Consider the following 13,287-nt stretch of genomic DNA (forward strand, 5'->3'; position numbering starts at 1 on the left):
AAACCATCCAGCGCCGCTGGGTGGGGGGTGGTAAAGCGCCCGCCGGGAGCCCGCTGCAAAATCCTCAAGCGATGCGAAGCGAGCGCAGTGCCTCGAAGGCTGCTGCCATTTGCGCAGGATTCATCCCTTGCGCGCGGCGCCGCTGCATGAGCTGGTCAAAGCGCGCATCCAGATCAGGAACCCCTGCACCATACGCCAGAGCGAGATTGGCCAGATAGGCCATGACGTAGATCGGGCTGCGGGGCTCACCCAACTCGTACGCCAGAAAATCGTCCAGCATTTTGCACTGGTCCAGCACGGGCACCAACTCTGTCAGGAGCCAATCGCCCAGCGCAGACATGAAAACGTCCAGTCCCTCGACACCGGAGGCGAGGTAGCTGCGCGATGTGGGGTTCTTGGGGGAAAAGTTGCGCAGAAAGGCATTGATCTGCGGGGTATCCTCCACATTGAAGAGGATCCGCGTTTGAGGTGCACACACTTTGGCCACCGCTTCGGGCAACTGAGGCGTGATGCGGGAAATCACCGTTGCCACATAGTGGCTGGCCGCATCGCCCATCCAGTCGACATGAATGCGCTGGTCCCCGAGCGGGGTAGGCCGCACAAGGTGCGTTTCCACCAGGTTGCCGCGTGGCGCGGGCGTTTCCAGCGCGAACCCATGGCGCTGCAGGCGCGGCAAAACCAGCGCCCGAAAGCGCCCTTGAACATCGAGCAAACCCGACGGCGCGGGAGGCGCAACCGGCGCATGGACAAGCGGCTCCCGACCCGCCACCGACATCCGCCAAGGCCCGGGCACAAAACACTCTCCCGCCTGCTCGTCGTACACGCTCAGCCCCAGGCTCACCGCCTGATCGATCAGGCGCGGATAAAAGCTATCCGGCAAGGTCTGAGCCAGTGCCAGCGACCACACGGCCTCATCCACCACACCATCCGGCGCATCCAGAGTCCAGTCGACGGCAAGCTCTGGCATCCACACATGCATACGCCGCGCCAGCTCTGCAAAACGCGGGTGGGGTGACGCGGGCTGGTTCACCAGCCGCGCCAGAACCGAGCAGGCCTCCGTCCAGGTGGCCGGGGTGGGCTGGTCCCATATGTGGATGACATAGCTCATTGAATACACCTCTCCTCGTCAGATTTTTTGTCGGTAAACCACAGCCGCGTCGCGCCCCACAGGTGCCTTCCGCAACAAAACCGGCAGGAAGTCTGTGACATATGTCACCGGGCATGGCGCCCAGTGGATAGCGAGGTCGCCACTCACCGCTGCTTCGAATTCTGAATTCGCCGCCTGAACGGCAATTGGATCGTTGAATCGAAGAAGAGGGATGCCACCATGAAACGCTGGATCAAATGGACTGCGAGCGGCGCCATGCTGCTGGGTGCGATTGTGATCGGCTCGGCAGCCAGCGGCCTGTACCTGGCCGAGCAAAAGCGCAACCGCACCATCGACATCAAGCCCCGCCCCGTGGCCTACACCACCGATGCGCAGACCATCGAGCGCGGGCGCTATCTGTATGCATCGCGCAGCTGCTCCTACTGCCACGGCGCACAGGGCACGGGCCGCGAGTTCGTCAACGATGGCAAGGGCACGCGCATCGTGGGGCCCAACATCAGGCCCGCGGGCGTGGTGGCACGCTACCCGCCCGAGGACTGGAACAGCGTGATCCGCCATGGCGTCAAGCCCAACGGCCGCCCGCTGCTGGCGATGCCCAGCGAGGACTACAACCGCTTCACCAACGAAGACCTGAACGCCCTGGTGTCCTATGTGCGCCAGTTCCCGCCGAAGGAAGGCGAGCAGGCGGTGATCGATCTGCCGCACCCTGCCTGGGTGCTGTATGGGCTGGGGGCGATTCCTGACGCAGCTTCGCGCATCGACCACCAGTTGGCGCCCTCGCGCCCCACCGCTGCTGGCGTGACGCTGGCCAACGGCCAATACGTGGCCAACATGGCACCGGCTGCCCCGGTGCCGATCTGTCGGGCGGCAAGATTCCGGGCGCGCCGCCCGATTGGCCTGCGGCCGCAGACATCCGTCCTGGCACACACAGCGCGGGCACCGCCCTGGCCCGCTATCCCAACGCTGCCAGTTTTGTGTCCATGCTGCGCACCGGCAAGCGACCGGACGGCACGCCCATCCAGGTCATGCCCTTCGAGTCGCTGGGTCAGTTGAGCGATGTGGACGCGCAGGCGCTGTACCTGTACCTAAACGCGCCCCCGGCAGCGTGAAGCAGGAGGTGGGCAGCACCGCAGCTGGCGGCCAGAAGAGCAGTGCCAACACCGTGCCCTCCGGGCCCGGCGGGCTCAAGCAGCCTGGCTGACCTCGGCGCCTCCCTGGCAGCCCTGCCGTCGGGTGGCCGTGGAGACTCATACAAAGAAAGGGCGAAGCACTCCGCCCGTTCAAAGTGACTGCCCTGCTGACCCGCCCCCGTTGGACCACCCGCTGGTGTGGCGGATCAGCTGCCGGGGTGCTGATGGGCTGGGTGGGCCGAAACGGGGGCCAGGCTGTACGACCCCATGGGTCCACCCGGGGTGTTGCCGGGGCCTGCAGGCGCGGCAGGGGGTGCACGCCGCACGCGGGGCACCACACTGAGCTGCACGGTATCCAGCACCGGGCCGGGCACCACATTCAGCGCCTTGCGCGGCAGGTCCACCAGTTGCTCGGCATGCCACACGCGCACTTGCGCGGCGCCATCGGGCACGCTGGCAAAACGGGCGATACCGTCGATGTCGGTCTTGAGCGTCCAGGCCGAATCGGTCACAAACACATGGCCGCGCATGGAGCCGTGCAGGTGGCAGCCCAGCAGCAGCACGCCAGGCTGGCGCACGGTGGTCTCGGCTGCCTGGGCGGCCTGCCCGTCTTGCTTGCCCGCCAACCGCATCTCAAAGCCTTCATTGCCCCCTGCCCCGCCCGTGGCTGCGGGGCCCACCGGCGTGCCGCGCACATGGTGGTCCCAGCGGTCCTGGTTGGTAAAACGCAGCGTGGTGCCCGGCGCCACCACTGTGAGCGCGGGCACAAAGCGCATGCGTTCTTGTTCGATGGTGGGGCTGGCTTGCAGCAGGCTGGGCGCTGTGGCCGCGTTGGCTGCGCTGGGGTACAGCACCACCACGGCCTCGGGCACGGGCTTTCCGTCACGGCCTAGCACCTGAATTTGAACATTTCCGGCGCTAGCGCTTATGGAATAAGCGCAACCAGCTATCAATAATGTAGCAACAATGGATTGCATGGTCAGCGCACGGTGATGATGTCGCGGTGCATGGGGGCCAGCAGCGCCAGCAGGCGGTTTTGCTGCGTAAACGCAATGCCCTGGGCCGCCATGGCCGCCTGCAGCACTTCCACCAGCGCGTTGAAATGCGCTTTGGTGATGTCCATGTCAGCGTGGGCAGACTTCATGTCACCGCCTTCGTACTGGCAAGGGCCACCGCTGAGTTGGCAAATCTGGTCAGTCAGGCTTTCCTTGAGGGCCTGGAGCTTCGCGTCCTTGAAGTGGCTGCCGATGCGCGGGTCTTTCACAGCGCGGTTCACAAAATCATCGACCAGGCGCGTGATGCCAGGCTTTTCGCCCAGCGCCTGGTACAGGCCTGCGGGCGCGGTGGATGAAGGGGTCGGGGCTGTTTGGGCGGCGGCGGGCAGGGCCAGCAGGCAGGCTGCGGCCACGGCCCATGCGCAGAGTTGGGTGGTCATGGTGGAGCTCCAGAAGGTGAAAACCGGCTCGGTCAGAACGCGACCTGGGCCGAGAGGTAGTAACCGGTTTGGCGCCGGTCCCGGGTCACGCCCGGCACGATGCGGCCCAGGTCCACCCACGCCAGCGTGAGCGAGACATTTTTGCTGGGCGCCCAGGCAACGAAAACATCCTTCCAGTCGTCCTCGCGCAGGGCAGCCCCCAGGCCGGCTGCCGCACCCAAGGCCTGCAGGTTGTTGGGCTTGAAGCGGTACTCGGCCCCCACGGCAAGGTTGTGCCGCAGCAGGTAGGCGATCGAAAACTCGGGCTGCAGGCTGCGGCGGTTCTTGCCAGGCGCGGCCGAGCCAAAGCCCAGCAACCCGTTTTGGTTGGCATTGGTGTAGCGCAGGGTGGTGTTGAGCAGCAGGCTCTTGTCCAGCAGCAGCTTGGTAGCGCTCAGGTACAGATCGGTGCCGCTCGTCTTGGTACCCAGAAAATCCAGCACCGACTGCAGTGATCCGGGGCGCACCTGTTTGTGCTCCAGCCCCAGCGCCACCTGTGGCACCCGGGTGTCGGCATCCAGAATGGCATCGCCCAGCAGTTTCACTTTCAGGCCCAGCACGTCCATCTTGATGTGCTGGCCGGGCGCCACGCCAAAAGGCGCGATGCCGTTGAGGGCGAAGGCCGGGGCCGCATCAAAATCCTGCCGCGCCAGTGACAGCTCCACCCTGTCCTGCCAACCGATAGCTGCTCCGTAGCTGGAAAGTGCGTAGTCCTGCGTGCCAGCGCGGGTGCCATAGGCGCTGAATCCCAGCTCACCCTCGGTGGCCTGGGTTCCAATCACCGCCCAGGGGGTGATGCCGCCCCCGGCGCTGCCGGTGATGGAGCTGACGCCCCCGGTCAGCACCAGCTTGCCGGTGTCAGCCTGGGCACCGCCAGAGGCCAAGAGGGCCGCCAGGGCGGCGGCCTGTGCAATTGGTCGTAGGGGCAAGGTCATCGGGGTGTCTCCTCCAAAGGTTGTGTACTTGTCAGAACCACGATGTGCTGACCCTTACCTGGTACGCGCCGCCCAGCCTGCCGGATTCACGCCGCCCCACGTTTTTTTCACAGCATGCGCTGGATGAGCGCGCCCTTGAACAGCACCGGGCCGGTAGGGCCCCCTTCGCTGGGCACGCCACCCTTGGGCTCCAGACTGATGGCCAGGGTGGGAACCTGCTTCACCTCTTGTTCGGCTGCCGTGAGGGTGAGCAGCTTGTCCTGCCCCAAAACCCCCAGCGAACGCGGCCCGCCCGCAGGCGGCAAGGCCCACAGTTGCAGGGATTTGTCATCCCCCTCCTGGAAGCCGCCCACCCGCTGCAGCACGAGCTTCTGGTTCTTGGGGTCAAAGGTGACGAGCATCGAGGCGGCGGCCTGGTCATCGGCCAGCACGGCCACGTACTGAATCTGCGGTGTGGCTTGCAACTGCTGCTGCAGCGCCGCTATTTGGGCGCTGGTGGCAGCCTGCAGCCCCCCGTGCGCCTGCCACCCCACCAGCACGGCGGCCACGGTGGTCAGCGCACCCGCTGCCGCCGCACCGCGCCACCAACGCAGGCTGCGCCACCAGCCTGACGCGCTCACCGCCTCGGCACGGGCCAGCTCCATGCGGTGCTGGGCTTGGTCCGCTTGCACCAGGTTCTGGATGCGCAGCCACACGGCCGGGTCAGGCGTGGTGCCGGGCTGCAATTCAGCCAGACCCGACCAATGCGTTTGCCACACCAGTGCAGCGGCCCGCACGGCGGCATGTTCGCGGGCCAGTCTTTCAAAACGCCGGCGGGCCCCGCCGCGCAGTGTGCCCAGGGCGTAGCTGGCAGCCAGGCGCTGCAGCAGTTCAGGGTGTTGGGTGATGTTCATGGCGTGTGGGCCCTCATGCGTACCGGGCCATGCATTGGCGCAACTGCTCCAGCCCGCGCCGTATCCAGGTCTTGACAGTGCCCAGGGGCAGCTGAAGCTGCTCGGCCAGCTCGCCATGGCTCTGGTCACGCAGGTAGGCCAGGCTCACCACCTCGCGCTGCTTGGCTTCCAGCCGCGTCAGGCACTGGTGCAGGGCAAAGGCCTGCTGGCTGGCGTCGTTCACGTCCATGGGGTTGGGGCTGTCACCTTCCAGGGTGTCGGCCAGCAACTCATCAAGCTCTTCCGTCACGCCTGCGCGGTCGGCCGTGCGTTTGCGCAGGGCGTCCAGGGCCCGGCTGCGCACGATGAGCCCCATCCAGGCCAGGGGCGGGCTCAGCGAGGCGCGGTAACTGCCCGCACCGCGCCAGATGGAGACAAACGCCTCCTGCAGCACATCTTCGGCCGCGTCCCGCTCCCGCACGATGCGCAGCGCCAGGCCATACAGCTTCGACGAGGTGCGGTCGTACAAGGCTTTGAGGGCCTTGTCGTCCTGCGTGGCCACGCGGTCGAGGAGTTCCATGAGTTCGCGGTCTGGTTCGAGGGTGCTCATGCACCGATTGTGTGGGATGCCTGCGGGTTGCGCACAAGGGTGGAAATACCCCCGGGGCTTTCAACGCCGCGCAACGTTTGTCAACACAAATACGCAGCCGCGGGCGCGGCAGATTCAAACCCATGCAAACCGATGGGTTTGTGGTCATTTCAAAAAAATCTGAAAACTTTTTGAATCCAGCGTGGCGATGGCTCCGTACAGAGGAGTGACGGGTGCCCATACCGCCTTTGCTGCGGCGCAAAGCACCCTCTGGTTTTCAACCCGCAACCAAGGAAGCACCATGCCTACGATCCGCACCTCTTTGACCACCCTGGCCCTGTTGGGCGCTGCCGCTGCCCTCACGGCCTGCGGCTCGATGAGCTCGCCAGCCGCTCCAGCCTTCAACCAAAGCAGCCTGCCCGCCACTGTGCAGGTGCCTGCCGGCCAGCGCATCGCCATGGAAACCGTGGGCGCGGGCGACATCACCTACGAATGCCGCGCCAAAAAAGACATGCCCAGCGCCTTTGAATGGGTGTTTGTGGGCCCCGATGCGAAGCTGATGGACCGCTCGGGCAAGGTGGTGGGCCGCTACTACGGCCCACCAGCCACCTGGGAGAGCAACGACGGCTCCAAGGTCACTGCCACGCAACTGGCGGTGGCGCCCGCCAGCGCGGGCAACATTCCGCTGCAGCTGGTGAAGGCCAACCCTGCCATGGGCATGGGCGCGATGCAGGGCGTAACCTATATCCAGCGCGTGGCCACCCAGGGCGGCGTGGCACCTGCCGCGGCCTGCACTGCGGCCAACGCAGGGCAAAAACAGGTGGTGAAGTACCAGGCCGACTACATCATCTGGAAGGCTGCTTCCTGAAAGCGGGCTAGCGCACGCCCTGCCAAAACACAAAGCCCCGCATTTGCGGGGCTTTGTTCACCGGGGCGCCATCAGCACAGCGGGGTTACAGCGTGGGGATGGTGCCCGGCAACAGTACAGAGCGGTCCACGTTGTTGATGTTGGTGTGGCCGCAGAAAGCCATGGTGATGTCCAGCTCCTTCTGGATGATCTGCAAGGCGCGGGTCACACCCGCCTCGCCAAACGCACCCAGGCCGTACAGGAAGCTGCGGCCAATCAGCGTGCCTTGCGCGCCCAAAGCACGGGCTTTGAGCACATCTTGCCCGCTGCGGATGCCGCCATCCATCCACACCTCGATGTTCTTGCCCACCGCTTCGGCAATGTGAGGCAATGCAGCAATGGAGGAAGGCGCCCCATCGAGCTGGCGGCCGCCGTGGTTGCTCACGATGAGTGCATCGGCACCGCTGTTGACGGCCAGGCGCGCGTCTTCGGCGTCCATGATGCCCTTGAGGATCAACTTGCCGCCCCAGCGTTTCTTGATCCACTCCACATCGCCCCAGTTGAGCTGCGGGTCGAACTGCTCCGCCGTCCACGACGACAGCGATGACAAATCGCCCACCCCTTTGGCATGGCCCACGATGTTGCCGAAGCTGCGGCGCTTGGTGCCCAGCATGCCCAGGCACCAGCGCGGCTTGGTGGCCAGGTTGATGAGGTTGGCGATGGTGGGCTTGGGCGGGGCCGACAGGCCGTTCTTGATGTCCTTGTGGCGCTGGCCCAGGATCTGCAAATCCAGCGTGAGTTGCAGCGCCGAGCAGTTGGCGGCCTTGGCGCGGTCGATGAGGCGGTTGATGAAGTCGCGGTCGCGCATCACGTACACCTGGAACCAGAAGGGGTGGCGGCCCGTGTGCTCGGCCACGTCTTCGATAGAGCAAATGCTCATGGTGGACAGCGTGAACGGAATGCCAAACGCCTTGGCGGCGCGCGCACCCAGAATTTCTCCATCGGCGTGCTGCATGCCTGTCAGGCCCGTGGGCGCAATCGCCACCGGCATGGCCACGTCCTGCCCCACCATGGTGGTGCGGGTGGTACGGCCTTCCATGTTCACCGCCACGCGCTGGCGCAGCTTGATGCGCTGGAAGTCCGACTCGTTGGAGCGGTAGGTTCCCTCGGTGTACGAACCCGAGTCTGCATAGTCGTAGAACATGCGCGGCACGCGGCGCTGGGCAATGACACGCAGGTCTTCGATACAGGTGATTTTGGACAGGTCTGGCACGCTCTCGCTCCGTTCTTGAAATACAGCGCTGCATGGTAGGCCCTGGCAAAACGCCAGACCATCAAAATTATTTGCGCGGGCTTGCAACAAATTTCCATTCCGTGCCGTGGCACGCTGCTCGGCCCATTGCGGGCGAAGCGCATGGCCAGCCATCCTCGCCGCCAACCGGGTGCGAAAGGAACGTCATGCGCTGCGCGCACCCGTTCAGGGCCTCAGGCCAGTTCGTCCTTCTGCACCACCAGACTGGGCGGCGTTGCGGGGCCTTGATACTGGCGGATCTGGTTGCGCCCGGCCTGCTTGGCGGCATACATCGCAGCGTCGGCATGGCGCGTGAGTTCGTCCAGATTCTGGCCATGCTGTGGGTACAGGCTGATGCCCCCGCTGAGCCCCAGCGACAGGGTCACGCCCTGCAGCACGAATGGCTCCACGCACTGCTGCATGAGTTTGCGCGCCACCACGCCTGCCTGCTGAGCGCCGCCAATGGCTGGCAGCAGCAAAACGAATTCATCACCGCCCTGGCGGCAGACGGTGTCGGTCTGCCTCACCACGGCCTGCAGGCGACGTGACCACTGCACCAACAGCTGGTCGCCCACATCGTGGCCCATGGCGTCGTTGACCTGTTTGAAACCATCGAGGTCGAGGTAAATCACCGCCACGCACTTGCCTTCGCGCTGGGCCTGGGCAATGGCTTGCTGAGCGCGGTCTTGCAGCAACACGCGGTTGGGTAAGTCGGTCAGCACGTCGTAATGGGCCAGCCGCGCCATACGCGCCTGCATGGCCACAGCCTGGGTCACATCGCGCAGCACGGCCACTGCGCCCGTCACATGGCCATGGCGATCGGCAATCGGGCTGGCTGAAAGTTCCACATCAAACCGCTGGTGGGTGGTGCGATGGGAGACCGCGCCGCGCGTGGGCGGCAAGGCACGGTCGTCCCGCATGGCAGCGCGCAGCGGGCTCTTGAGATCAGCGCCCACCTCCGACGGAACCAGCCGAATGACTTCATCCACATCGCAGCCGGCGGCGTCAAACCCTTGCCAGCCGGTGAGCCGCTGGGCCACCGGGTTCAGGTAGGTAACCTGCCCATCTGCATCACAACACACCACGGCATCGCCAATGGACTGCAGGGTCAGGCGCATCAGCTCTTTTTCTTCAAAGAGCAGGTCTTCCATGCGCTTGCGCTCGCTGATGTCGGTGGCCTGGATGAACAGGCCCAGCACCTTGTCGCCATCGCGCTCGGGGGTGTACGACACGATGATGTGCCGCCGTATGCCCTGGGCATCCGTGAGCCGGGTTTCAAACACCTGCGCCTCGCCCTCCAGAGCGTTGGCCAGCAGCAGCTCGGTTTGCTGGAAGCGCTCGGGCCCCAGCAGATCGCGCATGTGCATTCCGTGCAGCTTTTCGAGCGGTACGCCAAACCAGGTCTCGTGGGCCTGGTTGCCAAATCGGTTGTAGAGGTTCACATCCCATGAGCCGACCAGCGAAGGGATGCTGTGCAAGATATTGCTCATGTCGCGCTCGGCGCGCTGCAGTTGCGCACTCACCGCCTGGCGGCGCTGCAGCTCGCGTGTGAAGAGCACTGCCAGCGCCATGGACGCCAGCATGAGCGCGAAAGTGAACAGCCCCAGCCCCCAAGCCGAGCGGTTCCACTTCTTGAAAATGGTGGCCTTGGCCTGGGCCAAGTTCAGGATCAGCGGAAAGCGCCCCACGTGCTTGAAGGAATACGAGCGCTCCACCCCATCCAGCGCCGCACGCCCCACAAAGCTGCCTTCTTTCTCCTGCTGAAAGCGGATCATGTTGGGCGTGCCCGCAATGCTCTTGCCCACGTCCGCGTCACCATAGGGAAAGCGCGAAACGATGACACCATCGTTACGAAACAGATTGACGCCGCTGTTCTCACCCAGATCCACTGAGGCGAACAGTTCATTGAAGTAGCTCAGCCGCACCGCGCCCAGCACAATGCCGCCAAACTCGCCCTGGGAAGTGCGAAAGCCGCGCGCCAGGGGCAGCGACATGACCCCGGTAATGCGGGAGGGCACCGGCCGGCCCACAAACAGGCCCTCATGCCCCCGCTCCTTGAACGCCAGGAAATATTCCCGGTCGGCAACGTTGGCCTTGCGAGGCTCCTGCGAGCCAGAATCCAGAATCACATCGCCCTGGGCATTGATCACCACCACATTGCCCAACGCATGCAGGCGCACCACGCTTTCAAAGCGAACGACTTCCCGCAGGCGATCGCGCATACGGGCTGAAGGGGACAACTCGCCCGCGCTCTCAATCCCCTCCACCACCGTGATCAGAGACTGGTCCACCGAGTCCAGCGTCCACTCCAGCGAATGCGCCAGCGTGCCCACCAGGTTGGTGTTGGCTTTGAGAGCGTAGGTCCATTCGTCGTTGCGCAACGTCCACAGAGCACGCACTGACAATGCGCCGATCCCGAGGGACAGCAGCAAGGCCATCCAGAGAAACCGCTGAGACAGAAGGGAACGGACGGCAGACATGCGTGGCTATTGATCGAAGCCGGCTCCTCGGGCCCGCGCACTGCCTGCAGAACGACGGTCAGGCCCCTGACTGGGCCGTGAAGCGGCTGCTAAGGGGCCGTCGCGGTGGATTTCAGCGCCGCCGTGGCGTGAAATGCGCGGGGGGATAGGCATGTAAGAACAACGTATACATAGAGTTGCACACCATTGTAGTGATCGCCACAACGGCATCAGGGGAAATAACCGACGGGTCACCTGCCTCATTGGGGCTTCGAGGCGGTGCCGGGGACGGCCCCCGGCGCCACCCCGGCGCCGCGCACTTCAAAACGCACCGTGTCCAGCACCAGCCCCTGGGCGTCCACCAACTCCAGCGTGTGTCGGCCCGGCCAGGGCAGCCATTCCAGCACAGCCCCCCGGCCCAGCGGCTTGCCGTCCATGCGCCATGCCAGGCGGGGGGCTGCAAGGTCGGCGGCCTGCAGCCGCAAGCGCTGGGACTGGGGCGGAATGTCCGGATCCAGCGCGATGACCGTGCCGTGAACCGGCATCAGGATGCGCGCAGGCCCCAGGTCAGGCTGGGGTTCTGCGGATTTTGAACGTTTTTGGCCTCCAGCGCTTACTGATAAAGCGCCATCAGCTACGTTATTGATAGCAAACACAGACTGCTGCGTGCCTGGCACAAACCACTCGGTGCGCGCAGCCTCCAGCGGGAGTGAGGCCGTGGCGCTGTCGCCATCGCCCCCCGCAGGCCCAAACCGCACAGGCCACTGCACCAGCCCCTGCGGCGGGCGCGGCGGGCGGCTGGGCTCGCGCGCATGTAGAAAGCCCATCACGGTAGCCCACACGGGCGCGGCCCCGCTGGTGCCGCTCACATCGTGCATCGCAGCGCCGCTGGCATTGCCCACCCACACGCCCACGGTGTAGCGTTCGGACCAGCCCACCGCCCAGTTGTCGCGCATGTCCTTGCTGGTGCCGGTTTTCACGGCCGACCAGAAGCGGGTGGCCAGCACGCTGTCGGTGCCGAAGGTGCGGGCGCGGGCGTTGCCGTCTGAAAGGATGTCGCCCACGATGAAGGCAGCGCGCGCATCCAGCGCCGGGGTGAACGCCGGGCGCGCTCGCGTCGGCAACACCACCAAAGGGCTGAAGCGCCCGCCGTTGGCCAGCGAACGAAAGGCATTGGTCAGGTGCAGCAAGGGCACCTCGGCACTGCCCAGGGCCAGGCTGTAGCCAAAGTAATCACCGTTTTCGCGCAACGGCAGGCCCAGCGCACCCAACTGGCGGTGAAAGGCATCCGGCGTCACCATCACCAGCGTGCGCACGGCCGGTACATTGAGCGACGCGGCCAGCGCCGTACGCACCGACACCCAGCCCTTGAACTGGCGGTCGTAGTTCTGCGGGATGTACAGGCCGCTGGACGTGGCGATCTGGGCCGACGAGTCATCCACCAGCGACGCCGCCGTGAGCCGCTGCTCGGCAATCGCCTGCGCGTACAGAAACGGCTTGAGCGTGGAGCCTGGCTGGCGCGCGGCCAGCACGCCATCGACCTCGCTGGCCTGGCTCAGCGCTCCTGAAGAACCTACCCAGGCCAGCACAGCCCCCGTGGCGTTGTCCAGCACCAGCACGGCGCCGTCTTCCACATTCCGCCCGCGCAATTCGCGCAGGTGCTGCTGCAGGGTTTGGGTGGCAAAGCGCTGCAAGGGTGCGCGCAAGGTGGTGCGCAGCTGCGGGGTGCCAGTGCTGGCGGCAGATGGGGCTGCTGGGGACGATGCCGCCGCCTCTGCCTGCTGGCGCAACGCATAGCGCGCAAAGTGCGGCGCTGCGCCTTCGGTCGCATCAAACGCACGCCGTTGCAATGCAGCGGTGGTGAACAGCTCCAGCGCATCGCAATCCACCGCAGTCGCTGGCGGCTGCATGGCCCGCAACACGCCGCAGGCACGCTGCGCCACCAGGGCCGGCCTGGCGTTGGGGGCACGCACCAGGGCGGCGGCCACGGCTGCCTCGCGGTCTTGCAGGCCATGGGCTGCCTTGCCAAACAAAGTGCGGCTCAGCGCATCAATGCCCACCACCTCTCCGCGAAACGGCACCAGGTTCAGGTAGGCCTCCAGAATCTGATCCTTGCGCCAGCGCCGGTCCAGCACCTGTGCGGCCACCGTCTGCCCAATTTTTTGCACCACGGATCGCCCCCCTGGCCCCTGCCTCCAGTCGCCATCCAGCAGCCCCGCCAGTTGCATGGTGATGGTGCTGGCCCCCCGCGTGCGCTGGTTCCAGAGGTTGCCCCAGGCGGCGGCAGAGGCCGCACGCCAGTCCACCCCGCTGTGCTCGTAAAAGCGCTTGTCCTCACTCAGCACGAGCGCCATGCGCAGCGCAGGCGACACATCGGCCAGCGGCACCCACTGGCCGCGGCGCACCGTGGCGTCGGTGCGCAGGCGCTGCACCACCTCCCCTTCACGCGAGAGGATGAGCGTGTCAGACGGGCGAAAGTCAGCGCGCACCTCCTCGTAGCTGGGCAGGGCGTGGGCAGCCATGGCCGTTGTACCGGCAAGCAGCACCACAGCGCATTGCCGCCAGGCGCTGCGTGGCGGTGG

At 65.5% G+C, this 13,287-nt stretch carries 11 protein-coding genes; 2 read left to right on the forward strand and 9 right to left on the reverse strand.

The annotated features are described in order from the left end of the window. Positions 1–64: 64 nt before the first annotated feature. Positions 65–1,108: a hypothetical protein gene (locus tag PQV96_RS16045; protein ID WP_273623537.1), complete on the reverse strand. Its 1,044-nt coding sequence runs from the start codon at positions 1,106–1,108 to the stop codon at positions 65–67. 219 nt (positions 1,109–1,327) lie between these two features. Between PQV96_RS16045 and PQV96_RS16050 the strand changes: the two genes are divergently transcribed. Next, positions 1,328–2,161: a c-type cytochrome gene (locus tag PQV96_RS16050; RefSeq protein WP_337930758.1), complete on the forward strand. Its 834-nt coding sequence runs from the start codon at positions 1,328–1,330 to the stop codon at positions 2,159–2,161. 283 nt (positions 2,162–2,444) lie between these two features. Here PQV96_RS16050 and PQV96_RS16055 read toward each other — a convergent pair whose 3' ends face one another. From PQV96_RS16055 to PQV96_RS16075, 5 genes are all read right to left on the reverse strand, one after another. Continuing rightward, entirely contained in the window at positions 2,445–3,110 is a 666-nt protein-coding gene (locus PQV96_RS16055) for a cupredoxin domain-containing protein (RefSeq protein ID WP_273623538.1), read from the reverse strand. Positions 3,111–3,217: 107 nt separating this feature from the next. Further along, positions 3,218–3,673, reverse strand: a complete 456-nt coding sequence (locus tag PQV96_RS16060; protein WP_142083552.1) for a group I truncated hemoglobin — start codon at positions 3,671–3,673, stop codon at positions 3,218–3,220. A 32-nt stretch (positions 3,674–3,705) separates the two neighbouring features. Continuing rightward, entirely contained in the window at positions 3,706–4,647 is a 942-nt protein-coding gene (locus PQV96_RS16065; RefSeq protein WP_273623539.1) for a DUF3034 family protein, read from the reverse strand. Positions 4,648–4,754: 107 nt separating this feature from the next. After that, entirely contained in the window at positions 4,755–5,540 is a 786-nt protein-coding gene (locus tag PQV96_RS16070) for an anti-sigma factor (protein WP_273623542.1), read from the reverse strand. A gap of 13 nt (positions 5,541–5,553) precedes the next feature. Beyond that, positions 5,554–6,129: an RNA polymerase sigma factor gene (locus tag PQV96_RS16075; RefSeq protein WP_273623543.1), complete on the reverse strand. Its 576-nt coding sequence runs from the start codon at positions 6,127–6,129 to the stop codon at positions 5,554–5,556. Between the two features lie 280 nt (positions 6,130–6,409). On the opposite strand from PQV96_RS16075, the gene PQV96_RS16080 reads away from it, so the two are divergent. Then, positions 6,410–6,976 carry a DUF3455 domain-containing protein gene (locus tag PQV96_RS16080; protein WP_066784832.1) on the forward strand — a complete coding sequence of 189 codons (567 nt, stop codon included), beginning with the start codon at positions 6,410–6,412 and terminating at the stop codon, positions 6,974–6,976. Between the two features lie 85 nt (positions 6,977–7,061). Here the strand turns inward: PQV96_RS16080 and PQV96_RS16085 are convergent, their stop codons facing one another. The 3 genes from PQV96_RS16085 to pbpC form a co-directional block, all read right to left on the reverse strand. Next, positions 7,062–8,228, reverse strand: a complete 1,167-nt coding sequence (locus PQV96_RS16085) for an alpha-hydroxy acid oxidase (protein ID WP_273623544.1) — start codon at positions 8,226–8,228, stop codon at positions 7,062–7,064. A 212-nt stretch (positions 8,229–8,440) separates the two neighbouring features. After that, the gene (locus PQV96_RS16090) at positions 8,441–10,726 is read right to left on the reverse strand and encodes a bifunctional diguanylate cyclase/phosphodiesterase (protein ID WP_273623546.1); all 2,286 of its coding nucleotides are present in this window, start codon (positions 10,724–10,726) and stop codon (positions 8,441–8,443) included. 239 nt (positions 10,727–10,965) lie between these two features. Beyond that, entirely contained in the window at positions 10,966–13,227 is a 2,262-nt protein-coding gene (gene pbpC / locus PQV96_RS16095; protein ID WP_273623548.1) for a penicillin-binding protein 1C, read from the reverse strand. Positions 13,228–13,287: the final 60 nt, after the last annotated feature.

The sequence above is a fragment of the Acidovorax temperans genome (assembly GCF_028596105.1).
GTDB lineage: Bacteria > Pseudomonadota > Gammaproteobacteria > Burkholderiales > Burkholderiaceae_C > Acidovorax > Acidovorax temperans.